General features: G+C 73.7%; 21 protein-coding genes. 13 read left to right on the top strand and 8 right to left on the bottom strand.

What is annotated here, in order from left to right:
• Window positions 1–134: 134 nt before the first annotated feature.
• Both G7063_RS00220 and G7063_RS00225 read right to left on the bottom strand, forming a co-directional pair.
• A complete protein-coding gene (locus G7063_RS00220) occupies window positions 135–845 on the bottom strand; it encodes an ABC transporter ATP-binding protein (RefSeq protein ID WP_166412548.1) in 711 nt (236 codons plus the stop codon).
• A complete protein-coding gene (locus tag G7063_RS00225) occupies window positions 842–1,903 on the bottom strand; it encodes an ABC transporter permease (RefSeq protein ID WP_166412549.1) in 1,062 nt (353 codons plus the stop codon). Before G7063_RS00225 ends, G7063_RS00220 begins: the two co-directional genes overlap by 4 nt.
• A 146-nt stretch (window positions 1,904–2,049) precedes the next feature.
• On the opposite strand from G7063_RS00225, the gene G7063_RS00230 reads away from it, so the two are divergent.
• The 3 genes from G7063_RS00230 to G7063_RS00240 are packed head-to-tail and all read left to right on the top strand — an operon-like array spanning window position 2,050 to window position 5,046.
• A complete protein-coding gene (locus G7063_RS00230; protein WP_166412550.1) occupies window positions 2,050–3,435 on the top strand; it encodes a sensor histidine kinase in 1,386 nt (461 codons plus the stop codon).
• A complete protein-coding gene (locus G7063_RS00235) occupies window positions 3,432–4,091 on the top strand; it encodes a response regulator transcription factor (protein WP_166412551.1) in 660 nt (219 codons plus the stop codon). Before G7063_RS00230 ends, G7063_RS00235 begins: the two co-directional genes overlap by 4 nt.
• Before the next feature lie 40 nt (window positions 4,092–4,131).
• Window positions 4,132–5,046 (top strand): DUF3883 domain-containing protein, encoded by a 915-nt coding sequence (locus G7063_RS00240; protein ID WP_166412552.1) that lies wholly within the window; start codon window positions 4,132–4,134, stop codon window positions 5,044–5,046.
• 208 nt (window positions 5,047–5,254) lie between these two features.
• Here G7063_RS00240 and G7063_RS00245 read toward each other — a convergent pair whose 3' ends face one another.
• The gene (locus tag G7063_RS00245) at window positions 5,255–7,384 is read right to left on the bottom strand and encodes a prolyl oligopeptidase family serine peptidase (protein ID WP_166412553.1); all 2,130 of its coding nucleotides are present in this window, start codon (window positions 7,382–7,384) and stop codon (window positions 5,255–5,257) included.
• Window positions 7,385–7,494: 110 nt separating this feature from the next.
• Here G7063_RS00245 and G7063_RS00250 point away from each other — a divergent pair, with 110 nt between their 5' ends.
• Genes G7063_RS00250 through G7063_RS00260 form a run of 3 tightly spaced genes read left to right on the top strand, consistent with a single transcriptional unit; the run spans window position 7,495 to window position 9,666 of the window.
• On the top strand, window positions 7,495–8,301 hold the full coding sequence (locus G7063_RS00250) for a MerR family transcriptional regulator (RefSeq protein ID WP_166412554.1): 807 nt from the start codon (window positions 7,495–7,497) through the stop codon (window positions 8,299–8,301).
• Window positions 8,302–8,350: 49 nt separating this feature from the next.
• Window positions 8,351–8,698, top strand: coding sequence for a GntR family transcriptional regulator (locus G7063_RS00255; RefSeq protein ID WP_166412555.1), 348 nt, complete (start codon window positions 8,351–8,353; stop codon window positions 8,696–8,698).
• Window positions 8,695–9,666 (top strand): DUF1648 domain-containing protein, encoded by a 972-nt coding sequence (locus G7063_RS00260; RefSeq protein ID WP_166412556.1) that lies wholly within the window; start codon window positions 8,695–8,697, stop codon window positions 9,664–9,666. The genes G7063_RS00255 and G7063_RS00260 overlap by 4 nt, the downstream gene beginning before the upstream one ends.
• 18 nt (window positions 9,667–9,684) lie before the next feature.
• Here G7063_RS00260 and G7063_RS00265 read toward each other — a convergent pair whose 3' ends face one another.
• From G7063_RS00265 to G7063_RS00280, 4 genes are all read right to left on the bottom strand, one after another.
• Complete coding sequence (locus G7063_RS00265; protein ID WP_166412557.1) at window positions 9,685–10,116, bottom strand: hypothetical protein; 432 nt, start codon at window positions 10,114–10,116, stop codon at window positions 9,685–9,687.
• Window positions 10,113–10,553, bottom strand: coding sequence for a hypothetical protein (locus G7063_RS00270; RefSeq protein ID WP_166412558.1), 441 nt, complete (start codon window positions 10,551–10,553; stop codon window positions 10,113–10,115). Before G7063_RS00270 ends, G7063_RS00265 begins: the two co-directional genes overlap by 4 nt.
• Before the next feature lie 77 nt (window positions 10,554–10,630).
• A complete protein-coding gene (hrpA, locus tag G7063_RS00275; RefSeq protein ID WP_240916134.1) occupies window positions 10,631–15,283 on the bottom strand; it encodes an ATP-dependent RNA helicase HrpA in 4,653 nt (1,550 codons plus the stop codon).
• A 54-nt stretch (window positions 15,284–15,337) separates the two neighbouring features.
• Entirely contained in the window at window positions 15,338–15,811 is a 474-nt protein-coding gene (locus tag G7063_RS00280; protein ID WP_166412560.1) for a hypothetical protein, read from the bottom strand.
• A gap of 143 nt (window positions 15,812–15,954) precedes the next feature.
• On the opposite strand from G7063_RS00280, the gene G7063_RS00285 reads away from it, so the two are divergent.
• From G7063_RS00285 to G7063_RS00305, 5 genes are all read left to right on the top strand, one after another.
• Window positions 15,955–16,650: a vancomycin high temperature exclusion protein gene (locus tag G7063_RS00285; RefSeq protein ID WP_166412561.1), complete on the top strand. Its 696-nt coding sequence runs from the start codon at window positions 15,955–15,957 to the stop codon at window positions 16,648–16,650.
• Between the two features lie 9 nt (window positions 16,651–16,659).
• Entirely contained in the window at window positions 16,660–17,268 is a 609-nt protein-coding gene (locus G7063_RS00290; RefSeq protein ID WP_166412562.1) for a hypothetical protein, read from the top strand.
• A 262-nt stretch (window positions 17,269–17,530) separates the two neighbouring features.
• The gene (locus G7063_RS00295; RefSeq protein WP_166412563.1) at window positions 17,531–19,099 is read left to right on the top strand and encodes a collagen-binding domain-containing protein; all 1,569 of its coding nucleotides are present in this window, start codon (window positions 17,531–17,533) and stop codon (window positions 19,097–19,099) included.
• 101 nt (window positions 19,100–19,200) lie between these two features.
• Window positions 19,201–19,680: an aminoacyl-tRNA deacylase gene (locus tag G7063_RS00300; RefSeq protein ID WP_166412564.1), complete on the top strand. Its 480-nt coding sequence runs from the start codon at window positions 19,201–19,203 to the stop codon at window positions 19,678–19,680.
• Between the two features lie 276 nt (window positions 19,681–19,956).
• Entirely contained in the window at window positions 19,957–21,597 is a 1,641-nt protein-coding gene (locus G7063_RS00305; RefSeq protein ID WP_166412565.1) for an ABC-F family ATP-binding cassette domain-containing protein, read from the top strand.
• On the opposite strand, the gene G7063_RS00310 is transcribed toward G7063_RS00305, so the two are convergent.
• Window positions 21,594–22,415 (bottom strand): NYN domain-containing protein, encoded by an 822-nt coding sequence (locus G7063_RS00310; protein WP_166412566.1) that lies wholly within the window; start codon window positions 22,413–22,415, stop codon window positions 21,594–21,596. The genes G7063_RS00305 and G7063_RS00310 overlap by 4 nt on opposite strands.
• A 168-nt stretch (window positions 22,416–22,583) precedes the next feature.
• On the opposite strand from G7063_RS00310, the gene G7063_RS00315 reads away from it, so the two are divergent.
• Both G7063_RS00315 and G7063_RS00320 read left to right on the top strand, forming a co-directional pair.
• Window positions 22,584–23,783, top strand: coding sequence for an exonuclease SbcCD subunit D C-terminal domain-containing protein (locus G7063_RS00315; RefSeq protein WP_166412567.1), 1,200 nt, complete (start codon window positions 22,584–22,586; stop codon window positions 23,781–23,783).
• On the top strand, window positions 23,783–26,872 hold the full coding sequence (locus G7063_RS00320) for an AAA family ATPase (RefSeq protein ID WP_166412568.1): 3,090 nt from the start codon (window positions 23,783–23,785) through the stop codon (window positions 26,870–26,872). The genes G7063_RS00315 and G7063_RS00320 overlap by 1 nt, the downstream gene beginning before the upstream one ends.

Below are 26,872 nucleotides of genomic sequence, written 5' to 3' on the forward strand. Positions count from 1 at the left end.
CGCTACGCGTGAGGATCGGCTATCGAACGCTCGAGTCCTGCCCGGGGAGCGCCCTCGATAGAGGATCGGGACACACGACGTGGTCCGATCGGCTATCGAGCCACGTCCGCGGCACGGACCGACGGGAAGGGGGGTCAGGTGAGGGTGGGGGCGGAGGCGGGGGTGGTCGCGAGGTCGGCTTGGGCCAGGCGGCCGTCGCGCATCTCGTGGACCTCGTCGACCATCCCTAGCTGGGAGTGGTCGTGCGTCACGAGCACCGTCGCCACCTCCTGCTCGTGCGCGAGCCGCACGACAAGGTCGAGGACGGCCGCGCCACGCTCATGGTCGAGGGCGCTCGTCGGCTCGTCGACGAGCAGCACGGCAGGGTCCGAGACGAGCGCTCGCGCGATGTTGACGCGCTGACGCTGCCCGCCCGAGAGCTGGTGCGGCCGACGCCTCGCCTGGTCGGCGAGGCCCACCGCGTCGAGCAGTTCCATCGCCCGCGCCCGCACCGCGGCCGGCTTGCGACCGTCGAGCACCGCCATGACCTCGAGCTGCTCGAGCGCGGTGAGCGACGCGAGGAGGTTCGGCTGCTGGAAGACGACGCCGACGTGCGTGCGCCGGACCGCGGTCCGCGCGGCGTCGTCGAGCAGGGTGACGTCGCGGCCGCCGATCTCGACCGTGCCCGCGTCGGGCCGCACGAGCGTCGCCGCGACCGCGAGCAGGCTCGACTTGCCCGAGCCCGACGGGCCGACGACCGCAGCGACGGTGCCGTCGGGCACGGTGAGCGAGACGCGGTCGAGCGCCGTGACGCGCTCCGCGCCGTCGGGGTAGGTGAGGGTGATGTTGGTGAGGACGAGGCTCATCGGGCACTTCCCAGGGCAGTGAGGGGGTCGACGGACGTCACGCGGCGCACCGCGAGGGCGGCGCCCGCCAGGCCCAGGACGACGAGTGCCCCGAAGGGCACGAGGACGGAGGCGGGGCTCAGCACGAACGGCACGACGTTGCCGATGACGGCGCCGAGCCCGACGACGACGAGCGTCCCGAGCCCCGTGCCCGCGAGGAGCAGGACGAGGGCCTGGCCGAGCGCGTCGCGCAGCAGCAGGTGCGTCGAGGCGCCGAGCGCGCGGAGCACCGCGACGTCGCCCGAGCGCTGCACCGTCCACACTGTGAAGAACGAGCCGACGACGAGCGCCGAGATGACGAGAAGGAACGCCTGCATCATCTGCAGCGAGCCGTTCTCGGACGTGAACGCGCCGATCGTGCGCAGGGCGCCCTTGACGGTCGTCGTCGAGGTGCCGAGGTCGGCGTCCGCAGCGGCGGCGTCGAAGCTGGCCGTCGTCGTGAGCGCGAGGAACGTCGCTGAGCCGGCCTCGGTGCGGCCCTGGGAGGGGACGTCGCCGGGCGTCGTCCACACGACGGGGACGTGGGAGAGCGACGCGTCGCCCTCGATCGCGCCGACCGTGAGCTCGCGGTCGCCGAGCGTCAGCGTGCCGCCGACGGCAAGGCCCAGGTCGGACGCCGCGCCCTCGGAGAGGACGACGGAGCCGTCGGACACGGACGGCGCGACAGCCGAGCCGGCGGGCGCTCCCATGACGGTGACGGACGCCCGACGCTCGCCCGCGCCGCGCGTCACGACGACCGACACCGGCGTCACTTCCGAGACGCCTGGGACCGAGCGCCACGCGTCGACGGTCGCCGCGTCGAGCTGCGACGTCGTGAGCAACGCCTTCTCCCCGAACTCGGGCGCCTCGAGCACGACGTGGTCCGCGGGCAGGTCCGCGATCGCCGACGTCGATTCCCGCGCGAGCCCCGCGGTGAGCCCCGAGACGAGCCCCACGAGCACCGTGACGAGGACGACGACCGCCCCGATGAGACCGAAGCGGCCGCGCGCTGCGCGCAGGTCCCGCCATGCGACGTACATCTGTTCCTTCCCGTGCGGACGCGGCGCCACGCACCACTCGACCCTCCGCCGCGCGGGTCGTCCGAGGCATCGGCCGGGGCGGAGCCCTCGGATCGTCCGTTCGGACGATGACGCGGCAGGGCGGGGCTGCCTAGGGTGGAGCTGCTGTGAACGTCGACCTCCGCCCCGTCCCGCTCGTGCTGCGCGCCGGCCCGCACCTCGTGCTCGCGCTGCTGCTCGCGCTCGTCGTCGTGCGCGCGCTCGGTGAGCCCGGCGCGGGGATCGTCGTCGCGCTCGCGGCCGCGCTCGCCGTCGTCGACGGGGTGGGGATCGTCCGCGGGGACCTGCGCCTCGTGCAGCCCCGGGCTGTGGGCGGCGCACCGGAAGCGCGACCTGTGGGCAGGTCGGGCTCCGCCACCGCGTGGCTCGCCGTGCTCGTCGCACTGTGGATCGCCCTGCTCGCCGTGACGTCCGAGGCCGTGTGGCTCGCGTTCCCGCTGTTCTTCCTCGTCCTGCAGATCCTTCCCGCGCTCGCGGGCGCGGCCACGCTCGTCGTGCTCGTCGGGGCGTCCGTCACCGCGTACGTCCTGCACACGGGCAAGCTCGACGTCGGCGCCGTGCTCGGCCCCGTGCTCGGCGCGGCCTTCGCCGCGGCCGCAGTCCACGGGCATGCCGCGCTCGCGCGGGAGAGCGAACGACGACGCCTGCTCATCGCCGAGCTGCAGGTCGCGCACGCCGACCTTGCGACCGCGTCCCGCAACGAAGGCGTGATCGCCGAGCGTGAGCGGCTCGCGCGCGAGATCCACGACACCCTCGCGCAGGGGCTCTCCTCGATCCAGCTGCTGCTGCGCGCCGCCGAGCGCGTGCTCGACTCCGCCGCGACGCAGCATGCCGACGTCGACCCGCGCGCCGTCGCCGAGCTCGCGACAGCGGCCCGGCACGTCACGCAGGCGCGCGAGACTGCCGCCGAGAACCTCGTCGAGTCTCGGCGCCTCGTGCGCGCGTGGACGTCGCCCGAGCTCGACGCCGGGGGGCTCGTCACCGCGCTCGAACGGCTCGCGACCCCGCGCGCCGGGGACCAAGTCAGCGCGTTCGTGCACGTCTCCGGGACGGCTGTCCCGCTCGGTGCCGATGTCGACCAGGCGCTCCTGCGCGTCGCGCAGTCGGCCGTCGGCAACGCCGTCCGGCACGCCGACGCGTCCCGCATCGACGTCACGCTGAGCTTCATGGACGACGAGGTCGCGCTCGACGTCGTCGACGACGGCTGCGGCTTCGACGTGGACGCCGTGCTCGCGCGTGGTGCGGGGGCCGACTCGGGCTTCGGCCTGCCGGGCATGCGCGCCCGGACGCGTGCGCTCGGCGGGACTCTTGCCGTCGAGTCGTCGGCCGGCGCGGGGACGGCGATCGCCGTGCGCGTGCCGCTCGGCGCTGGCAGCGTCCTCGACGGGGCCGGGGTGGCCGGGCGTGGCGGTCCCGTGCGTCCCGCCGACGACGTCCCGGCCGACGCCGACGTCGTCGGCGACGTTCCTGCACCGGACGGAGGTGCGACGTGATCCGCATCCTCCTCGCCGACGACCACCCCGTCGTGCGCGCGGGAGTCCGGGCGCTGCTCGAGACCGAGCCCGACCTCGCGATCGTCGGCGAGGCGCCGACCGCTGCCGACGCGGTGCGGCTCACGGCCGAGCTCGTGCCCGACGTCGTCCTCATGGACCTGCAGTTCGGCGACGGGCCTGCGGGCGGCGTCGAGGCGACGGCGTCGATCGTCGGGCGGGGGACGCCGGTCGGGGCCGACGGCAGCGCGGGCCCGTCGGGCCCGCGCGTCATCGTCCTGACGACCTACGGGACCGACGCGGACATCCTCGCGGCGCTCGAGGCCGGCGCCGTCGGCTACCTGCTCAAGGACGCGCCGCCCGAGGAGCTTGTCGCCGCGGTCCGCGCGGCCGCTGCCGGGGCGTCGGCGCTCGCGCCGGCGATCGCGACCCGCCTCGTCGAACGCGTCCGCACCCCTGCCTCGGCGCTCACCGCGCGCGAGACCGAGGTGCTCGTCCTCGTCGCCGAGGGGCTGACGAACCAGCAGGTGAGTCGCCGTCTCTTCCTGTCCGAGGCGACGGTGAAGTCGCACCTTGCGCACGTCTACACGAAGCTCGGCGTCGACTCGCGCACCGCCGCGGTCACTGTGGCGAGGACCCGCGGCATCCTGCGCGCCTGAGCGTGTCCGCGACCTCGGTGGCTGCCGCTAGTCTCGGGTCATGTCGAACGAGAGCACCGAGCAGCCCGAACGTCGCCTGACCGACTTCGGGGCCTGGGTCATCAAGTGCAACCCGGAGTTCAGCAAGCCCCAGGAGCTCCTCGCCCAGGGTGGCCTGGACGACTACTGGAGCCTGACGAACAGCCCGTCCTACCGCGTCGACGAGATGCAGGAGGACGACCCGGTCGTCTTCTACGTCGGTCGCGGGTCGCGGACCGTCGACGCCGGGTTCTGGGGCGCCGGGATGATCACCGACGGTGTTGTCAGGGGCATCGAGGCCGACCCGGACGCGTGGGCCGACTCCGAGCGTGCCGAGAGCCGCACGACGTGGCTCGGCGTCGGCGTGACCTTCTGGGAGGTGCCCGTCACGCTCGAGCAGGCGCGCGAGGACGAGGTGCTCGCCGCGTCCGAGCCCGTCGCGAAGCCCCAGGTGTCGCCCGCCTACCTCACGAAGGCCGAGCTCGACGCGCTCCTCGCGCTCGCCGGCCACGAGTCGCTCTTCGACGGCACCGCCGCCGTGCGGTCCCGGCACTCCGGCAGCGAGCTCAAGGCGATCGTCGAGAAGCGCGCGATCGCTGCCGCCAAGAAGCACTACAAGAAGCTCGGCTTCAAGCTCGTCAAGGACGTCCAGTCCGAGCGTGGCCTCGGCTACGACCTCGAGCTCAAGCGCAAGGAGGGTGGCGTCAAGGAGACGATCCTCGTCGAGGTCAAGGGCAAGATCGGCAAGCGGACGTCGACGTCGTCCGTCGTCCTCACCGCGAACGAGCTCAAGGCAGCGAAGAAGGAGAAGGGCTGGCGGCTCCTCGTGGTCTCCGAGGCGCTCGAGAAGAAGCCCGTCGTCACCGAGATCAGCGGCAAGGAGGCCCGCAAGGCGTCGAAGGCCATGGCGCACACGGTGACGCTCCCGCAGAGCTGACGGCCCCGTCGTCCGTCCCGGTCCGGAAGGCGCCCTGCTTCCGTCGTAGGCCTCCTCCCGGCGCCCCTTGTCCCCACGGATTGACGGGTTCCACCCATTCAATGGGTGGAACCCGTCAATCCGTGGGGAAGGAGTGGGCTCGATAGCCGATCCGTCCGCGGGAAGGGGACGGATCGGCTATCGAGACACCACGGGGCGGCGGAGTCGGTCAGCCGAGGGTTGCCACAGGGTCCAACGGGTCCGCGCCCAGGACGTGCTGCGCGAGGAAGCCGCGCACCGTCGCGTACCAGACCTTCGCGTGCTGCGGCTTGAGCACCCAGTGGTTCTCGTCCGGGAAGTACAGGAACCGGTGGACCGTCGACCCGTCGGCCTCCTGCGGCAGGCCCGACGCGCTGAGCAGCGAGTACCAGAGCGAGAGCCCCTCGCCGATCGGCACGCGGTAGTCCTTGTCGCCGTGCACGACGAGCATCGGCGTGCGGATCTCCCCGACCGACCGGTGCGGCGACCACGCCGCCCGCATCTCGGGCGTCATCTCGCGCGCCCAGTACGACGCGTGGTCCGTCGTCGGCAGGAACGTCTCGAGCGACCACAGGCTCGCGTGCGTGACGATCGCCCGGAAGCGGTCCGTATGGCCCGCGACCCAGTTCGCCATGTACCCGCCGAACGACCCGCCCATCGCGGCCGTCCGCGTCTCGTCGACGTCCGGGCGCGCCTCGGCGGCGTCGGTGATCGCGAGGAGGTCCGTGTACGGCTCGGCGCCCCAGCGGCCCCAGCCGCGCTCGATCATCGCCTGCCCGTAGCCCGTCGACAGCGCCGGGTCGGGCAGCAGGACGGCCCAGCCCTGCGCGACGAGCAGCCACGGGCTCCACCGCCACGACCAGCCGTTCCACGAGCCGAGCGGCCCGCCGTGGATCCACAGGACGAGCGGCGCGGGGGCGTCGGCCGAAGCGCCGTCGGGCAGGGCGAGCCACGCCCGCAGGGGCGTGCCGTCGGCCGCCGTCGTCGTCACCTCGGTGAGCGTGCCCGGCAGCGCCGGGCGTTGCGCAGGCCCCTGCAGGGCCGTGACCTGTGCGAACCCTCCCTCGGTGACGTCGAGCGCGACGCGCACGACCTCCGCCGGGTGCTCCCACGACGAGCGCAGCGCGAACACCGCGGACCCGTCGGGCGCGACGACGACGTCAGTGAACACGCCCTCGTCCGTGAGGCGCACGACGTCGCCCGACGCGACGTCGACACGGAAGACCGGCCCGCGCCCCTGCCAGTCGGACGTCATGACGAGCCCCGACCCGTCGGGCAGCCACGCGACCTGCCCCGGCCAGCCGTCCCAGTCCGCGCCGAGCCTGCGCCGGTCGCCGGTCGCGAGGTCGAGCAGCCACAGCTCGTTGCGCGGGCCCGCGCTCGGCGTCGACCGCTCGCTGCGCACCCACACGAGGTGCGTGCCGTCGGGGCTCACGCGAGGTGCGTGGTGGTCGTGCGTCGCGTCGGCCGTGAGCAGGTCCGTCCGCTCGCCGGTCGTGACGTCGATGCGGACGAGGCCCGTGCCGAGGGTCGCGCGCCCCTCGGGCACGCGCCACTCCGCGACGAGCCACGTGCCGTCGGGCGCGAGGTCCCACGCGGAGTCGTCGAGCGCCGCGCCCGCGTCCGGCGTGAGGTCGCGCAGGACGGCGGGGGTTGCGTCGTCGAGGAGGGTCGCGGGGTGCGGGACGTGGGCGTCGGTGCCCGACGCGTCCGTGCCCGACGCCTGCGCGACCGGCGCCGCAGTAGGGGTGCCGTCGAGCGCGTAGATCCGCGGCATCGACGGACCGAGGTCGTGGTCCCAGTAACGGATCGGGTAGCCGTCGTGGAGGATCGCCGCGACCTTCGCGTCGTCGCGGACCTTGCGCCGCTCGGCGTCGTCCGCGACGTCACCCGAGCGCACGAACGCCGACGCGCCAACGAGCACCGTCCCGCTGCCGCGCGCGACCGTCACCGAGCCGATGCCGCCCGGGTGCGACGCAAGCGTCCGCGCCTCGCCGCCGCCCGCGGACAGCTCCCACAGGCGCGCCTTCTCGTCGTCGTCGCCCCCCGGCCGCGTCGCCACGAACAGCAGCGCGCCGTCGGACGCGAACGCGGCCTGGCTCTCGCCCTTCGCTCCGCGCGTGAGGCGCCGCGCCGGCACCTGACCCAGAGGGTCGACCTCCCACAGCGACGTCACGTACCTGTCGCCGTCCGGGTGGCGCGTCGCGACGCCCGTGACGAGCCGGAGCCCGTCCGGGGAGAGCGCGAGCCCGCCGAGGCGGGGCAGCGCGACGAAGTCGTCGAGGTCGGAGAACGGGGTCGCGGGAGCGTCGGGCGTCATGACCCCACTCTGCCCCCGCACACGGCGCCGCTGCCACCGGCGTCCCCGCACGCGGCCGCGCATCGGATGAGCTTGCGCCTGCCCCTGGGGCAGGCCCTAGCGTCGGTCGCATGACGACGACGTGGACGACCGGGACGCTTGCACGCACGCTCGGGGTGTCGGAGAAGGCCGTGCGGCTGTGGACGGAGCGCGGCCTGCTCACCGCGACGCGCGACGACGACGGCCCTCGGGCCTACGCCGTCGACCAGGTCGTGCGCGGGCGGGCTGTCGTGCTGCTGCGCGCTCTCGACGTCGCGCTCGCGGACGTCGCCGAGGTGCTCGACGCCGACGATCCCGTCGCCGCGTTCGACCGGCTGTGGGGTGCGGCGCGTGCGGCGCTCGAGGGTCGGCTCGCGGCCGCGGGCTACGTGCGTTCCGTGCTCGCGGGGCGTCCCGCGCTCGACGTGCCGCACGAGGTGCGTGACGTGCCGGGGCGGCTGCTGCTCACGCTCGAGGCGACGGCGACGCTGGGCGAGCTCGCGTCGTGCCTTCCCGCGACGACGGACCGGCTGTTCGAGGCCCTCGTCGAGGCGGGCGGGACGCTCGCCGGGCCGCCGTCAGTCGTCTACCACGAGCGCGCGACGGAGTACTCGGCCGCGCGCATCACCGTGCGGGTTCCGGTGATGGAGCCGATCGCGCCGCCGCCGGGCATGGCGCTCGTCGCGGAGGAGGGTGGGCGTGAGGTCGTCGTCGCGCTCGACCAGGACCGTTCCGCCGATCAGTCGTTCATCATCGCGGTGCACGACCACGTCGCGTACGCGGCGGGCGACGGGACGCTCGCCGTCGTCGGCGACAACCGGGAGTCGTACCTGCCGACGTGGGGTCGCGGGCTGGGCGGGCCCGTCCTGGAGATCTCGGCACCCGTCGCGCCGCGCTGAACGAGACGGGGACTTGTTCTAGTTGTATGCGAACAACTAGGATCGTCGTGTGCTCCTCACCCTCGACCCCGCCGCGCCCGAGCCGCTCTTCGAGCAGCTCGCCGCACAGCTGCGCGCCGCCATCGCAGCCGGCGAGCTCTCCGCAGGCGACCGCCTCGCCCCCGCGCGCGACGTCGCAGCCAGCCTCGACATCAACCTCCACACCGTCCTCCGCGCCTACCAGGAGCTGCGCGACGAGGGCCTCGTCGAGCTCCGCCGCGGCCGCGGCGCCACCGTCGCCGCCCGCCTCGACGACGACGCCCTCCGCGCCGCCATCACGACCCTCGTCGCCGAGTCCCGACGGCTCGGCCTCGACCCCCGCACCACGACCGCCCTCGTCAAGGAAGCCCTGCGATGACCACCACCACCCGGGACGTCCCGCACCGCAAGGTCACGGCACTCCTCACGCTCGTCGTCCCCCTGCTCGTCCTCACCGCCGCGATCCTCCTCGTCCTCAGCTGGCGCGACGAGCTGCCCGCGCAGGTCGCGACGCACTGGGGTGACGACGGTGTCGACCAGGTCGGCTCCCTGGCGAGCATGCTCGTCCCCTTCACGATCATCACCGTCCTCTTCTCCCTCGCCATGTGGGCCCTCGGCACGTTCGCCGGGCAGGCCGCCATGACCCGACGCTTCGTCGCCGGCATCGCCGTGTGGCTCGCGTTCTTCCTCGGCGGGATGCTCGTCGTGACGTTCGACGCCCAGCGCGGCCTCACCGACGCCCATGACGCGACCGGCATCGGCGGCGGCGTCGCCGTCTCGGTCCTCGTCGCGTGCGTGGCGGGCATCGCTGCGGCGGTCGTCGTGCCCCGCGACCCGCACCGACCCGCACGCGCGGCGATCCCCGCCACGACGACGACGCTCCCGCTCGACGTCGACACGCGCGCCGCCTGGGTGCAGCAGGTGCGACAGGGCCACGCGTGGCTCATCGTCGCCGGGATCGTCGTCGCCGCCCTCGGCCTCGGCATCGCGACCGAGTGGTGGATCGGGCTCATCCTCGCCGTCGGCCTCGTGCCGCTGCTCACGCTGCTCAACGGGACCGTCACCGTCGACAAGCGCGGTCTCACGGCCCGCACCGTGTTCCCCTGGCCGCGGATCACCGTGCCCCTCGACGAGGTCGAGAACGTCGGCGTCGTGCAGGTCGCACCGCTGAGCGAGTTCGGTGGCTGGGGCATCCGCACCGCGCTCGACGGCAGCATCGGCATGATCCTGCGCAAGGGCGAGGCCATCGAGGTACGCGCGACCGGCGGACGCCGCATCGTCGTCACCGTCGACGACGCCGCGACCGGCGCCGCGCTCCTCGCGACGCTCGCGGGACGGGGGCGCTGAGTCGCTGAGGCGGTCAGGTCAGTCGCCGACGAGATGCGCACCGCTCGTGTCGAGGCTGATGGCCCACCGGCCGTCGTCGGCCTCGATCGCCGCGCTGCCGACCGCACCCTCGGGGACGTGCCAGGCGACGGACCACGAGCCCTCGGCGTCAGGAGTGACGGTGCCGACGTCGAACCGGGCGCCGTCGACGACGGCCGTGAGGGTCAGCGCGCCGTACGGGGTGCGCTCGTCGAAGCCGGGGCCGACGTCGTCGCACGTCGAGTAGAAGAGCTCTCCCGTGACCGTGACGTCGTCTCCCGGGGCGACGTCGGCGGTCATCGCACCGTCGAGGCGGATCTGGGGTCCGACGCACGAGGCGGCGCTGCGCGGCTCGTCGGCGGCCGTCGGGCCTGCACACGCACCGAGGAGCAGCGCGACCGCGGCGAGCGCCGCACCCCCGCGCCGGTTCACGACGCCTCCCCGGACGTGGCCTCGAGGGTGAGCGACGTGCTCGCCGGAACGGCGAGGCCGTCGGCGTCGGCCTCGAGCGTCGCCTTTCCCGGGGGCGTGGTCGTCGGGACGACGACGGTCGCGGCCCAGGTGCCGTCGGCGGAGGCGTCGACGGTCGTGAGGGTCGTCCGGACCTCCCCGACGACGAGGACGACCTCGATGTCTTCCGCGGGGTGCGAGCGGTCCTTGGGGTGCTCGCGGCCGAAGACGTCGTACCTCACCTTGTCGCGCCTGTCGGCGATGAACTCGGCGCCCGTCACGGTGATCGTCGCGCCCGGCGCGGCTGTCGGTGCCGCCGAGATCGAGGGCGGCACGTAGTCGATGGATGCCTCGGAGGCCGCGCACCCGGCAAGGGCGAGAGCGGCCGCCGCGACGACGGCGATCCGGTGGGTGCGCATGCGGGCCTCCTGCGACGACGTAGTTCTCGCTATGTCTGTGTCGTGAGGGTACGGCGACTTGCACCGCTCCGGGTGGATCAGCCCGCGAGCAGCCCGCGGATCCGCTTCTCCGAGACCGTGCCGTCCGTACCGAGCTGCTGCGCGAAGAACGACACGCGCAGCTCCTCGAGCATCCACCGCGCCTCGTCGAGCGCAGCGAGCCGTGCCGCGTCGGGCTTGCCCGCCGCGTATGCGGCGCGGGCACGGTCGTAGAGATCCTCGACGTCACGGATCTTCCATGCGAGCTCGGCGTCGCGGTTCGGGTTCTGCTCGGCCTTCGTCAGGCGGTGCGACGCCGCACGCAGGTAGCGCGGCAGGTGGCGCAGCCGCTCGGGCGGTGTCGCGGTGACGAAGCCGTCGAAGATGAGCCGCGCCGCGTCGTCGCGCACGTCCGTGAGCGTGTTGAGCAGCGCGAGGCTCGTCGCGCCCCGCACCTGCGTGTCGAGCTCGCGCGCGGCGGCGAGCGCCGCGACGACGTGCCCGACGGTCTGGTGGACCCGCTCCTCGAGGCGCTCGCGGACGGCGCCGCGCGCGGCCTCGTACGCCTCGCGCGAGCGGATCGTCGACGCCTCGGGGATGCCCGGCTCGTCGCCCGACGTCAGTGCGGCGATCGCGGCCTTCTGCACGTCGGCGACGAGCGCCTCGGTGTTCCGGTACGGGCTCGAGGCGAGCGTGAGCGCCTGCTGGCCCGTCCACCGCGTCGTCACGTGCGGCGTCTGCAGGCCGGTCTCCGCGAGCAGCAGCGCGCGCACGCCTGCCGCGTGATCAGGGGCCTGACGGCGACGGTCGGCAAGGATGCGCAGGGCGACGGACTCGACGTTGCGGCCACCCTTCGCGCCCGCGGGCGCGAGCTCGACGACGAACGCCGGGTAGCCGCGCACGGTCGTCGCCGACGGTCCCGCGCCGAGACGCGTGACGACCTCGTCGGGCAGGACGTCGCCGGGAACCGGCTCGCCCGTGGGTGACGTGAGCGTCGGCCAGGTGGTGAGTCGGTCCTGCTCGGCGAGCAGCACGCCTGCGGGCTCGGTGGCGTCGGAGTGTGCAGGAGCGCTACGAGTCGGATCAGAGGGGCCGACTCGTAGGTCTCCAGCACTCTCCGATGGCGCTCCGGACCTACGAGTCGCATCGGAGGGGGCGTCGGAGTGTGCAGGAGCGCTACGAGTCGGGTCGGTCGGGGACGACGGCGTCGTCGTGCCCGCCTCGCGGAGGGCGTCGGCCAGGGCCGTGCGGACAGCCGTGCGGACCTCCGCCTGCGTGCGCGCCCGCAACCGGCGCTGCAGCGCGAGCAGGTCAGCGCCCTCGTCGACGATCGTGCCGCGCGAGTCGACCACGCGGAACTGCATGCGCAGATGCCCCGGCAGGTCGACACCCGCCCATGCGTCGTCGGGCACGACGACGTCCCGCAGCGCGCGCACCGCGCGCGCGAACGCCTCCTGGAACGACGGCGCCATGTCGCCTGCGCGCGTGAGGTCCGCCCACGACGCCTCGTTGGCGCGCAGCCACGCGACGACGTCCCGCGCGACGTCCGGCGCCGGCACGAGCTGCACGCGCACCGGCTTCGGCAGGGCGCGGATCGTCGCCGTCGCGAGTTCCGTCCACATGCCCGGGACGAGCCAGCCGAAGCCGTCGGGCACGACCCTGTCGAGCACCGCGAGCGGCACGTGCACCGTCACGCCGTCGGACTGCTGGCCCGGCGAGAGCTCGTACGTGAGCGGCAGGCGCAGGTCGCCCTGCTCCCACATGTCCGGGTAGTCGGCGAGGTCGACGTCCGCGGCCTCGGGCACGAGGAGCTCGGGCGTGAACGTCAGCAGCTCCGGGTCCGTACGCCGCGCGTCCTTCCACCAGCGGTCGAAGTGCCGCGCCGAGACGACGTCCGCCGGCACGCGCGCGTCGTAGAACGCGAAGAGCGTGTCGTCGTCGACGACGAGGTCGCGGCGCCGCGTGCGGGCCTCGAGCTGTTCGGCCTCCTCGAGCAGCTCCCGGTTGCGCGCGAAGAACTCGTGCCGCGTGCTCCACTCGCCCTCGACGAGCGCCTTGCGGAGGAACATCTCGCGCGCGCCCTCCGGGTCGACGCGAGAGAAGAGAACCTTGCGCTGCGCGACGACGGGCAGGCCGTGGAGCAGCACCTTCTCGAAGGCCTGCGCCGCGCCCTGCTTGGACGACCAGTGCGGCTCGGAGTACACGCGCTTGACGAGGTGCGCGCCGATCTCCTCGGCCCACTCGGGCTCGATGCGCGCGACCTCGCGAGCCCACAGGCGGCTCGTCTCGACGAGCTCGCCCGCCATGATCCACGCCGGCGGCTTCTTCGACAGGGGCGAGCCCGGGAAGATCGCGAAGTGCGCGTTGCGGGCACCGACGTACTCGTTGCGCGCCTGCTTCGCGGCCCGACGGTCCTCGCGCGTGGGCCGCCCCGGGCGCTGCGCGCCGACCTCGGTGACCTGTTGCATGCCGATCTGCGAGAGCATGCCCGCGAGCAGCGCGCGGTGGATCGTGTCGCCGTCCCAGCGGAAGCGGTGCGTCTCGGCCTCGGGTGCCTCACCGGCCTTCTCCGCGGCCTCCGCCATGGCCTCGGCGACGGACAGCGCCCGCGCCCCCGGCGCGGACCGACGCACGACGCCGCTGCCCGAGCCGTCCGCGACGACCGCGCGCGACGCGGGCTTGATCTCGAGCTCGAGCTGCTCGGCCATGTCCTTGAGCTGCCCGACGAGGTCCTGCCACTCGCGCACGCGCAGGAAGTTGATGAACTCGCTCTTGCACAGGCGCCGGAACGCCGACGACGACAGGGCGCGACGCTGCTCCTTGAGGTACTCCCACAGGTTGAGGTACGTGAGGAAGTCCGACGTCGGATCAGCGAACCGCCCGTGCAGCTGGTCGGCGTGTTGACGCTGCTCCGTCGGGCGCTCGCGCGGGTCCTGGATCGAGAGGACCGCGGTGACGATGAGCACCTCGCGGCCCACACCGCGCCGCGCACCCTCGATGATCATGCGGCCGAGCCGCGGGTCCATCGGCAGGCGCGACAGTGTGCGACCGGTCGCGGTGAGGCTCGCGCTTTCGCCGAGCGCCCCGAGCTCCGTGAGCAGGTTGACACCGTCACGCACCGCCCGGACGTCCGGCGGGTCGACGAACGGAAAGCTCGCGACGTCGTCGGGGCCGGTCGCGACGCCCGAAGAGATCATCTGGAGGATGACGCTCGCGAGCGACGTCCGCAGGATCTCCGGGTCCGTGAACTCGGGGCGGCCCTCGAAGTCGGACTCGGAGTACAGGCGGATCGCGATGCCGTCCGCGACGCGCCCGCAGCGTCCGGAACGCTGGTTGGCGCTCGCCTGGCTCACGGGCTCGATCGGCAGCCGCTGGACCTTCGTCGCCTTGGAGTAGCGCGAGATGCGCGCCGTGCCCGGGTCGATGACGTAGCGGATGCCTGGCACGGTGAGGGAGGTCTCGGCGACGTTCGTCGCAAGGACGACGCGACGCCCGCCGTGCGGCTCGAAGACCCGGTGCTGCTCGGCGGCCGTGAGGCGGGCGTAGAGCGGTACGACCTCGACGGACAGGGGCGTGCCCCGCCCGTCGACGCGGTCGCCGAGGTGCCCGCGCAGGGCGTCTGCCGCGTCGCGGATCTCGCGCTCGCCCGAGAGGAACACGAGGATGTCGCCCGGGCCCTCCGCGAAGAGCTCGTCGACCGCCTCGCAGATGCCCGTCATGAGGTCGCGCTCGACGGACCTGGCCGGCCGCTTCTTCTTGCCGGCCTTGCCGCCGCCGACGGCGCCCGACGACGTTCCCCGCTCGTCCGCCGGGTCCGGCGCGTCCTCGACGAGCGGCCGGTAGCGGATCTCGACCGGGAACGTACGGCCCGACACCTCGATGACGGGCGCCGGCACGCGCGTCCCGTCGGGCGCGACCGACGCGAAGTGCTCCGCGAACCGCTCCGAGTCGATCGTCGCCGACGTGATGACGAGCTTGAGGTCCGGCCGCTGCGGCAGCAGCTGCGTGAGGTACCCGAGCAGGAAGTCGATGTTGAGCGAGCGCTCGTGCGCCTCGTCGATGACGAGCGTGTCGTAGGCCCGCAGCAGCGGGTCGCGCTGGATCTGCGCGAGCAGGATGCCGTCCGTCATGACCTTGACGAGCGTGCGGTCCGAGCTCTCGTCCGTGAACCGCACCTGGTAGCCGACGACGCCGCCCGTGCGACCCCGCCTCACCTGCCCGTCGGGGCCCGTGTGCTCGTCGCCGATCTCCTCCGCGATGCGCTCGGAGACGGTGCGCGCCGCGAGGCGGCGCGGCTGCGTGTGGCCGATCTGGCCAGCCCGTCCGCGGCCGAGGTCGAGGAGGATCTTCGGCAGCTGCGTCGTCTTGCCCGAGCCTGTCGCTCCCGCGACGATGACGACCTGGTGGTCGCGGATCGCGTCCGCGATCTCGCCGCGCTGGCCAGAGACCGGCAGGTTTTCCGGGTAGGTGATCGCCGGGACGTCGACGCGACCACGGATCTCCGCCGAGCGGGCGGCACGCGCGAGCGCGCGGGCGTCGAGCGTCGCCCGGTCGAACGTGTCACGACCGCCTCGGCCGCCGTTCCTGCCCCCGCGCTGCGGCGAGCCCTGGGTCGAGCCCTGCGGGGCGCCCTGAGCGGGGCCCCGGCCACGTCCGCCGCGACCCCGACGGGGACGGCCCTCGGGCGCGGTGCTTCCGGACGGTGTGCTCACGGGCAACCATTCTCCCAGGGGCGCGCAACCTCGATTCCGTCGCGCGCTCCTGGGTCAGTTCTTCAGCTCGCCGAGGAGCTTGTCGAGGTCGGCCTCGACCTTCGTGAGGGCGTCGTTCGCGGCCTTGCCCGCCGCGGAGTCGTCCTTCGCGAGGCGGTCGCGGGCTGCCTCGACGTCGGCACGCGCCTTGTCGAGCGCCGTGCGGGCCGCGTCGACCTGGGCCTCCGCGTCTCCCTTGGCGTCCCTCGCGGCATCGAGCGCCGCCTTCGCCTGGTCCGCCGCGCCCTGCGCCTGACCCACGGCCTTCTCCGCCGTGCCGCGCAGGTCGCCCGTGAGACCTTCGAGGCTCGCACGCGCCTCGGCAGCCTTCGCCTTGAGCTCGTTGGCCTGCTTCGAGCCGTCGTCGACCATCTGCTTGAGCTGGTCGCCCGACGGCAGCGTGAACGACCCGTCCTCCGAGCAGCCGGCGAGCGCGGACGCGCCGAGCAGCGCAGCGACGGCCAGGGCGGTGAGGCGACGAGCGGACACGGGTCCTCCAGGAAGGGTGGACGGCTAGGTCGTGCCCGAGCCTAGCCGGGGCCACCGACACCGGCGCGGGGCGACTGCGGAGATCCTGCGCAGGTGCGGGCAAGTGCGTCCGTTCCGGGCGTGCGACCAGGCAGGATGGGCCCATGACCACGCCCGTCGACCTCGCGCCCGTCGCGGTACGTCCGCGTCGCCGTGTGCCCCGCACGCTCGTCGTCGCCGTGTGCGCTTGGGTCGTCGCGGTCGCCCTGCCCGTCGTCGTCGTCCAGGTGAGCGGACGGCAGCACGTCGTCGATCTCGCCGACGCGCCTCCGCGCACCGTTGCGCTCGTGCTCGGGGCCGGGCTGCGGCCCGACGGCTCCCCGTCGACGTACCTCGCGCGACGGCTCGACGCGGCCGTCAACCTCTACGAACGCAGGGTCGTGCGCGGCGTGCTCGTCTCGGGGGACTCCTCGACCGTCGGCTACGACGAGCCGACCGCCATGAAGGACTACCTCGTGCGCCAGGGCGTGCCCGCGGACGTCGTCCGGCAGGACTTCGCCGGGCTCGACACGCACGACTCCGCCGTGCGTGCGCGCGCCGTCTTCGGCGTCCGGGACGCGATCGTCGTCACGCAGGACTACCACCTGCCGCGCGCCGTGTTCTCCGCGCGTGCCGCGGGGATCGACGCCGTCGGCGTCGCCGTGTCCTCGGAGTCCGTGACCCCTGAGCAGCTCGCGACGTGGAAGGCACGCGACCTGCTCGCGTCGTGGAAGGCCGCGGTCGACGCCCTCGTCGGGCGCAAGCCCGCGCGCCCGTGGTCCGACGAGCCGGGCGTCGCCGACGTCCTCGCCGGTCGGTAGTCTCGGCGCATGAGCGTCGACCGCCCCGCCACGTACGCCCGCACGGGTCAGCGCTGCACGCCGCCCGCCCCCGGTGACGCGACGGTCGGCCTGCTGCTGCTCGTGCTGCCGCTGCTCGCGCTCGTCGTGTGGGTGAAGGATGAGGAGTCCGAGCTCACGCGCGGCTGGCTGCTCGCCTTCGTCATCGTCTACGCCCTGGGCGCCGTCGTCGCGCTGCGCGGGTTCACGTCGGACGCATCCCCGCTGCGCATGGAGCGACGCTTCGTGCCGATGCGCTACCTCGTGCTGGCCGTCGTGTGGGCCGTCGGGCTGCCCTGGGGCGTCGCGATGCTGCTCGCGCCCGGGACAGCCGCGGCGCAGGAGGCCGCGACCCGTGGCGAGATCCTCGGGACGCCGACGCCCACCGCGACAGCTTCCGACGGGTCGCTGCTGCCCGTCGAGCCGCCGTCGGACCTCGACCTGTGGGTCGCGTCGGGCGGGACCGTCATGTACGGGCAGCTCGTCGTCCTGGCGTCTGTCGCATGTTTCGCCGTGCTCGTCGTGCTCTACGTGCGCGCGCGTCGTGCGCAGCTCGAGCGTTTCCCGACGCCCGGGCAGTTCGACGTCGTCGAGCGCTGAGGCGCGGCGTGGAGGGCCGGGGCGAGGTTTCACCCGCTCGAACTGAAGTGCTTCAGTAGCCAACCCGCGAGGGTTGGCCCGTGGGGGGTGAGCGACCCCACGTCTCTTCACCCTGTTCAAGACTGTGGGAGCGCTGCCACTTTTGCCATACTGGTGTTCGGGTGCTCTCCGGCAGGACGCACCACCCGTGGTCTCGGGGGAGACCGCGGACCGATGTGCGCACGCTGCGCGGAAAGCTGGTCAACACCTCATGTCCCACCTCATGCACGGAGTGCCCGCGCGCGTTCGCGCCTCCCGCACCGTCGCCGCCGGACTCGGCGCCATCCTCCTCGTCGGAGGCGGCATCGCCCTCGGCAACGAGGTCTCCGACGCCTTCGCGGCCACGACCGCCGGCGCCTGCACCCTCAACCCGATGGGCCCCGCGACGCCCGCCGGGTCGGACGCAGGCTTCACCGTCTGGACGTCGGGCGACCTGCACCTGCGCAACCAGGAGACCGAGGGCTCCATCGCCGTCGGCGGCACGCTGCGCGTCTCCGGCTCCGGGCAGTACCCCGTCGTCCACAAGATCGCCGGCGACGGCAACTACTCCGTGCCCGTCATCGACGGTGCCCGCACCCGCGTCTTCCTCAACAGGTACGCCCACCTCCCGAACGACACGAAGATCCAGCTCAAGCGCGAGGGCGCGACGCTGCCCGAGCAGTTCGGCGGCCTGAAGATCGCCTCGCCCAACCCCGCCTACACCATCGGCTCGGGTGAGAACAACGGCACCGCGTACTACCTCGGGAACAACAACAACCAGGGCATCGTCGACCTCGGGACGCCCTTCACCGACGTGGCGACCGCCACGGCCGCCCTCGTGAGCGACTCCAGCTGGAGCAGCTACTTCACGACGTCGACGACCGACGCCACCGCCACCCTCGACGACGCCGCCTACGGAACGCCGGACGTCCTCGGAACGAGCGGCGAGGCCGGTGTCCGGCTCGTCGCCGGAGACAACCAGATCGCCTTCTCCGCGATCTCCGGCATCGACAAGATGCGCCTCGAGGGCGAGGCCACCGGGGTCCTCTACGTCAAGGTCGCCGCGACCGACGTCGTCGGCGGCATCCTCAAGGTACCGTCGCTCGTCAACAAGCCCGACGCGCGCCGCGTCCTGTGGGACCTCTCCGACGTGAGCGGTGCCGTGCGCCTCACCGCGCAGGAGCCCATCCGTGGCGCCGTCTATGCGCCCGACGTCGACCTCGCCATCACGGACAAGGAGATCGAGGGCCAGGTCATCGCTCGGAGCCTCGACAACTCGGCCGGCAACGAGATCCACACCTACCTCTTCGCCTCGGCGCTTCCGTGCGCCGCAGCTCCGACGACGACCACGCCGGCGACGACTGAGCCGGCGACGACCGCGCCTGCGACGACGGCTCCTGCGACGACGGCTCCTGCCACCACGGCTCCGGCGACGACCGCGCCTGCCACGACGGCTCCTGCCACCACGGCGCCTGCGACGACCGCGCCTGCCACGACGACTCCTGCCACCACGGCTCCGGCGACGACTGAGCCGGCGACGACCGCGCCCGCGACGTCCACCGATGACGGTGGCGTCGGTGACGAGGAGGGCGACGGCGACGACTCGTCGACGTCCACCGGTGACGGTGGCGTCGGTGACCAGGAAGGTGACGGCGACGGCTCGACGACCGACCCGTCCGACGGTGGCGTGAGCGACGTGGACGACGAGCTGCCGACCACGGGTGCAGAAGCCGTCGGCGCCGCCGTGCTGGCGCTCATGCTCGCCGGTGGTGGCCTCGGGCTGCTCGCCGTGCGTCGCCGCCAGAACGCCTGACAGCTACCCGGCTCTCGGGCCGGGTTCTCGGATCGACCCCGGAGTGTCCCCCCACGCTCCGGGGTCGATCCATGTCCGGAGCCGGTCGTAGGCTCGGACGCATGACGACTGTTCCGGCCGACGGCGCCGCTCGCGCCCGTGCGGCCCTCGAGGCCTCCGGGATCCCGTTCACCGTGACGACGCACGGCCGCGTGTCGTCGCTCGCCGAGGCAGCTGCGGTGCGTGGCGTGGAGCCGTCGGGCATCATCAAGACGCTCGTCGTGCGCAGGGGTGAGGGCGACTTCCTCTTCGTGCTCGTGCCGGGCGACCGACAGATCTCGTGGCCCAAGCTGCGCGAGCTGCTCGGCGTCGCGCGCATGTCGATGCCCGACGCCGCCGTGGCGCTCGAGGTCACGGGCTATGAGCGCGGCACGATCACGCCGTTCGGCTCGACGACGGCGTGGCCTGTCGTCGCCGACGAGCGTGTCGTCGGGCAGGTGTCGATCGGCGGCGGTGCGCACGGCACGGCGGCGACCGTCGACGGTGCGGACCTCGTGCGCGTGCTCGACGCGACGGTCGCGGACGTCACCGACCCGGCCTGAGCCGGGCCGCGGTACGCCGAGCCGGGCTGCTTGCGTCCAGGTACCGCCTGGGGGTGCGTGGACGCAGTCTCGTCGTCAGCGCCCACGAGCTCCTTGCGTCGAGGGATCGTCCGGGGGTGCGTGGACGCAACCTACCGAGGGCAGCGGGCGACCGGTCGCCGTGAAAATGGGTGGCCCCGGGTGGGCCTGTTGCCTAGTCTCGGGGGCATGTGAGTCCTGCCTGCTCCGGCCCGCGCGCGCCTCGGCGCGCCTCCACGACACCCGGCAGGTGACCCCATGACCCACCCCTCCCACGTTGCGCTGCGCGCGCGCGACCTCACGCGCACCTACGGCGACAGGCACGTCGTCCACGACGTCTCTCTCGATGTCGTCGCTGGTCAACGGCTCGCGCTGGTCGGCGAGAACGGCTCCGGCAAGTCGACGCTGCTGCGTCTGCTCGCCGGGCTCGAGGCGCCCGACGCCGGGACGCTCGAGGCTCCCGACGATCGCGCGCTCCTCGCGCAGGACGCCGACCCCGTCGACGCGCGCACCGTCGGGCAGCTTCTCGACGACGCCGTCTCGCACGTCCGTGCCGTCGAGCGGGAGCTCGAGGACGCGGCGGCGGGGCTCGGCGGGACGTCCGAGCACGACGACCGCCCGGCCGACGTCGTCGACCCCGGCGCCCGGTACGACGCGGCGCTCGCGGCCGCCGAGGCAGCGGGTGTCTGGGACGTCGACGCGCGCCTCGGCCGGACGCTCGCAGGCCTCGGGATCGCCGACCTCGACCGCGCGCGGCCGCTGCGCGCGCTCTCCGGCGGGCAGCGGCGCCGCCTCGACCTCGCCGCGCTGCTCGTGTGCCGGCCGGCGCTGCTGCTCCTCGACGAGCCGACGAACCACCTCGACGACGCGGCCGCCGACCACCTCACGTCCGAGCTGCTCGCCTACCCGGGTGCCGTCGTCGTCGCGAGCCACGACAGGACCCTGCTCGACGCCGTCTCGACCGCCGTGCTCGACCTCGACGACGACGGGCCGCCGGTCGGTGGCACCTTCAGCGACCATCTCGCGCGCAGGCGCGCCGCGCTCGCCGCCTGGGCCGCGCGGTACGCGGCCGAGCAGGACGAGATCGCACGGCTGCACGACGCGCTCGACGAGGGCGATGGGGTTGCCCGACGGGTCGCGCCCGGCCGCGCGATGAAGGATGCCAACAAGATGGCGTACGGGCGGTGGGGCGACCGCGTCGAGCAGCAGGTCGCGCGGCGGGTCAAGGACGCGCGGCGGCGGCTCGACGAGCTCGTCGTCGCGGGGACCCCGCGGCCGCCCGAGCCGCTGCGGTTCCGGGCGCCGTCAGGTGCCGGCGCGGTGTCCGGTGGCGGTGCTGTTCCAGGTGGTGGAGTGCGGCTCGTGGGTGCGGGCGTCGACGGGCGGCTCGCGCCGCTCTCGATCGACCTCCCGCCTGGTGGTCGGCTGCTCGTCACCGGCGGGAACGCGTCGGGCAAGTCGACGCTGCTCCACCTGCTCGCGGGCGACCTCGCGCCGACGACCGGGACCGTCGAGGTCGGCGCGGGCGGGGTCGCGCTGCTCGAGCAGGAGGTGGGGCTCGCGGCCGACGCGCGCACGCCGCGCGAGGTGCTCGCCGCGCTCGCGCGTGTGCGTGGCGACGACCCCGACGACGTCGACCCGCACGGGCTGCTCGCGGCGCGCGACCTCGACCGACCGCTCGCCGAGCTGTCCGTCGGGCAGAGGCGGCGCGCGGTGCTCGCGATGGTCGTCCGTCAGAGCGCGGGGCTGCTGCTTCTCGACGAGCCGACGAACCACCTCTCGCTGCGGCTCGCCGGCGAGCTGCGGGACGCCCTCGAGGGGTGGCCGGGCACCGTCGTCGTCGCCACGCACGACCGCTGGTGGCGCGCGGGCTGGACGGGCGAGGTGCTGGGGATCTAGGGGGTCGCCGTCGCCCTGGTGGGGGCCGTGGACTTCGCCGCGGCCGACAGAGCCGGAGAGGCAGAGGGGCGGATGCGCACCACGGCGGTCGCGCCGTTGCCAACGACTGCCTGCGTGACCTCGAGATCGGGCTGTGCCGCGAGCAGCGTGCTGAGCTTGGTGAAGCCGTAGAGGCGGGGATCAAAGCCGGGCCGGAGCTTAGTGAGGTGCGATCCCAACTGGCTGAGCAGTGCCCAGTCGTCGTCCCCGGAGATGTCGTCGATCGCCTGGCAGATGAACCTGAACGGCACCGGCTGGGGCTTCTTCGGGGTGGTTACCGGGCTCGCTCCCTTGGAAGGTCCCGTGGGCACTGGGGCGGGATCAGCCGCAGGGCGGCGAAGCACGTCCGTATAGATGAACTGGTCGCACGCGGCGACGAACGCTTCCGGCGTCTTCTCCTCGCCGAAGCCATAGACCTTCTTGCCGCTCTCGCGCAGCCGAGACGCGAGTCGCGTGAAGTCGCTGTCCGATGACACGATGCAGAACCCGTCGAGATCACCGGTGTGGAGCAAGTCCATCGCGTCGATGATGAGTGCTGAGTCCGTCGCGTTCTTGCCGGCCGTATACGCGAACTGTTGGACGGGCTGGAGCGACTGGGCGAGCAGGACCCGCTTCCAGGAGTTCATCTGCTGGGATGTCCAGTCGCCATAGATGCGCTTGACCGTCGCGACGCCGTAGCGCGCGACCTCCTCGAGGAGGCCCTCGATGATCGCGGCCGATGCGTTGTCCGCGTCGACGAGAACTGCGAGTCGCCTCTGCGAGCCGTTTGGTGCTGCCATCCGCTGCTCCCTTGCTCGATTGGGTGCAGGCTATCGTGCGCTGGTGGTGCTCGTGCCCCGCCCGAGAGCTCGCGCGGATGGTCGTTGCCGGGAGCCACCTGCTCGGAACATGGGGGGCGCGGACCGGAGCCTCGGGGATTGTCGGTGGGGCGGGGTAGCGTGCGGCGCATGCGGATCCTCCACACCTCCGACTGGCACCTCGGGCGCACGCTGCACGGCGTCGACCTGCTCGGGCACCAGGCCGACTTCCTCGACCATCTCGTCGCGGTCGTGCGTGAGCGTGAGGTCGACGCGGTCATCGTCGCGGGGGACGTCTACGACCGTGCGATCCCTCCGGTCGAGGCCGTCCGCATGCTCTCCGACGTGCTGCGACGCCTCTCCGAGGTGACGCAGGTAGTGCTCACGCCCGGCAACCACGACTCCGCGACGCGCCTCGGCTTCGGCGCCGAGCTCATGCGCGACGGTCTCCACGTGCGTGCGTCGGTCGCCGACGTCGCCACACCCGTCGTCCTGCGGAACCGTGACGGCGGCGTGGGCGCGTACGTCTACGCGCTGCCGTACCTCGACCCGGACGACGCGCGTCACCGGCTCGTCGACCCGGGAGAGGAGCCGCTCGCGCGGTCGCACGAGGCCGTGACTGCCGCCGCGACGGAGCGGGTGCTCGCCGACCTCGCGGAGCGGCGTGCCTCAGATGCTGTGCGGGTGCCGTCGGTGCTCGTCGCCCACACTTTCGTCGTCGGCGGGGAGGCGAGCGAGTCGGAGCGTGACATCCGCGTCGGTGGCGTCGACAACGTGCCGTCGGGCGTGCTCCGCGGCGTCGACTACGTCGCGCTCGGCCACCTCCACGGGCCCCAGCGCGTACCCGTGGCCGACGGTCCCGACGGCGCGCGCACCGTCGCCCGCTACTCCGGGTCGCCGCTCGCCTACTCCTTCTCCGAGAAGGACCACCACAAGTCGACGGTCCTCGTCGAGCTCGGCCCTGACGGCGTCGTCGACGAGCCCGAGCTCCTTCCCGCCCCCGTGCCGCGCCGGCTCGCAGATGTGCGGGGCACGTTCGAGGAGGTCACGGGCGCGCTCGGCGCGGCGCACGCCGAGGACTGGGTGCGCGTCACCGTCACCGACGCGCAGCGACCCGAGCACCTCGTGCTGCGCATCAAGGACGTCATGCCGCACGCCCTCGTCGTCCTCCACGAGCCGCCGGACCGCGGCGGGAGCACCGGACCGCGCGCTGTCACCTCCGTGTCCGACCCCTTCGACGTGTGCTGCGGATTCGTCGAGCACGTCCGCGGCGGTGCTCCCGACGACACCGAGCAGGCCGTCCTCCGCGACGCGCTCGAGGCCGCGCAGCGCACGGAGGTGAGTGCCTGATGCGACTGCACACCCTGACGTTCCAGGCCGTCGGCCCGTACCCCGACCGCCACACGATCGACTTCGCGCGCCTCGGTGCGAGCGGCCTCTACTTGCTCGAGGGCCCGACGGGCGCCGGCAAGTCGACGATCATCGACGCGATCGTCTACGCCCTCTACGGCAAGGTCGCCGCCGACGCCGCGAGCGAGGACCGGCTGCGCTCGACGCGCGTCGGTCCCGGGACCGAGTCGTACGTCGACCTCGTCCTCGAGACCGGCCAGGGCATCTACCGCGTGCGGCGCAGCCCCGCCTACGACCGCCCCAAGCAACGCGGCACCGGCACCACCAAGCAGCAGGCGACCGCGAAGCTCTGGCGGCTGTCGACGGCGGACCTCGACGCGATCGACCCCGGCCGCGACCTCGGCGACCAGACGCCCGGCACGTTCATATCCGGGCGCGCCGACGAGGTCGGCACGGAGGTCACGCGAATCGTCGGGCTCTCGCGCGAGCAGCTCGTCCAGACGATCGTCCTGCCGCAGGGCGAGTTCGCGAGCTTCCTACGGGCCAAGCCGGAGGACCGCTCGGCGCTGCTCCAGCGCGTCTTCGGCACAGAGATCTACCAGCGTGTCCAGAACCGGCTCGTCGAGGCACGCAAGGCCGCGCTCGCCGCACGCAAGGAGGCCGACGCACACATCGCGCTCGCCGCCGCCGGGCTCGCGAGCGGCCTCGATGACGACGACGCGGCCGAGCTGCGCGCGCTCGCCGCGGCGACGGACGGCAGCGGACCTCTGCTCACGCGGGTCGACGAGCACCTCGTGCGGATCGAGGCCGAGAACGTCGCGGCCGTCGCCGCACGGGACGCGGCGTCCGCCGAGCACGCGACCCGCGAGGGCGTCGCACGCGCCGCCCGCTCCTCCCTCTCGCTCGTCACCCGACGCGACTCCGCCGTCGGCCGGCTCGCCGAGCTCGACGCCAGGGCCGAGGAGCATGCGCACGACACCGCGCGGCTCGGCGCCGCCCGGCGCGCCGCCACGGTCGTGGCACGGCTCGACGACGTCGAGGCCGCTGACACCCGCCGCACCGCGACCGCTGCGGCGCTCGTCGACGTCCGCGCGGCTGCCGCTGAGCACCCCGTCGTCGCCACGCTCCTGGCCGCGCCCGACGCCGATGCCGCCGTGCTCGCCGCCGCGCGCGGGACGTCCGCGACCAAGCTTGAGCACCTCGTCGAGCTCGAGACCGGTCTGGCTGCGCGGGCGGAGACGCTCGACCAGCGGACTGCTGCCCTCGTCTCCCAGCGCACCGCCGACGAGGCCGACGTCGTCGAGCTCGGCGGGAGGCCCGAGGCCCGTGGCGCCCTGGCAGCGCGCCTCGCGACCGCGCAGCAGGGCGCTGCGCTCGTCCCGCAGCGGGAGACCGAGCACGCGGCGGCTGCCGCCGCGCAGACAGCTGTCGCGGCGCTCGCCCGCCACGACCTGCGTGCCACGGAGGCCGACACCATCCTCGCGAACCGCGTCGCCGCCGCGCGGACCGCCGTCGAGGACGAGTCGCGCCTGCGCCTCGCCCGCATCGACGGCATCGCAGGCGAGCTCGCGCGCGATCTCGTGCCCGGCGAGCCGTGCGTCGTGTGCGGCTCGACCACGCACCCGGCGCCCGCGCCGCTCGGCGACGACCACGTCTCGCCCGAGCAGGTCGACGCCGCCGCCGAGGCGCGCGCCGCCGCCGAGGCCGAGGCCCAGAAGGCACGCGATGCCCGTGCGGCCCTCGATGCCGAGCGCGCGACGCTCGTCGAGCGGACCGGCGGGCTCGACTCCTCCGCAGCAGCGGCTGCGGTCGTGGCTGCAGCCGAGGCCCTCGCTCTCGTGACGGCTGCCGGTCGCGAGGCGTCGACGCTCGTCACCGAGATCGCTGCCCACGATGCCGCGGCCGAGGCGCTCCGCGCCCGCGTCGAGGCCGCGCGCGACGCAGCGACCGTCGCCGAGGCCGCGATCGAGGCCGACCGCGCCGCCCTGGCGACCGACTCCGAGAAGGTGGTGGCGGCCCTCAACGCGCACCTGGACGGTGGTGCCGGGCCGTCGTCCCTCGCGGACGTCCACGACGACCTCGTCGAGCAGGAGGAGCTCCTCGCCGCCGTCGCGGTCGCGCGCGCCGCGGACGTCGGCGCGACCGAGCACCTCGAGGCCACGCGTTCCGCGCTGGCGACAGCCCTCGCGGCCGCCGAGCTCGCCGACGCCACCGAGGCGCGCGCCGCAACCCTCGACCGGACGTCGATCCAGGCGCTCGAGTCCTCGACCAGGCTCTACGAGCAGCAGGTCGCCGCCGAGCGCGCGACGCTCGCCACGCCCGAGATCGCCGTGCTGCCGGCGGACGTCGATGTCACCTCCGCGACGGCCGCCCTCGAGGCCGCGGAAGCAGCGCTCGTCGAGACCCGCGAGCTCCGCGACCTCGCGGTCGCCACGGCTGCGACGAGCGACGGAGCGCTCGCCCGTGCCCGCACGGGAGCCGCCGAGGTCGTCACGGCCGTCGAGGGCGCCGCGGACGTCCTCGAGTCCACCGCGCCCGTCATCCGCATCGCGAACCTCGCCGACGCCTCGACGGCCGACAACGCCTCACGGCTCACGCTCACGACCTACGTCCTCGCGCGTCGCTTCGACGAGGTGCTCGCAGCCGCCAACGACCGGCTGCGCCAGATGTCGTCGGGCCGCTACGAGCTGCGCCGCTCCGACGCCAAGGAGAAGGGCGGCGGGCAGCGTCTCGGCCTCGCCCTGCGCGTGCGCGACCACTCGACCGAGGACGACCGCGAGCCCACGACGCTCTCGGGCGGCGAGACGTTCTACGTGTCGCTGTGCCTTGCGCTCGGCCTCGCCGACGTCGTCACCGCCGAGAACGGTGGCATCGACCTCGGCACGCTCTTCGTCGACGAGGGCTTCGGCTCGCTCGACCCCGAGACGCTCGAGCTCGTCATGACCGAGCTCAGCCACCTCCAGGCCGGCGGGCGCGTCGTCGGCGTGGTCTCGCACGTCGACGCGATGAAGCAGGCGATCGCCGACCGCATCTCCGTGCGCCGCCGCCCTGATGGATCCTCGACCCTCGACGTGGTGGCAGGTGGTTGA

The organism is Sanguibacter sp. HDW7, assembly GCF_011300875.1.
GTDB lineage: Bacteria > Actinomycetota > Actinomycetes > Actinomycetales > Cellulomonadaceae > Flavimobilis.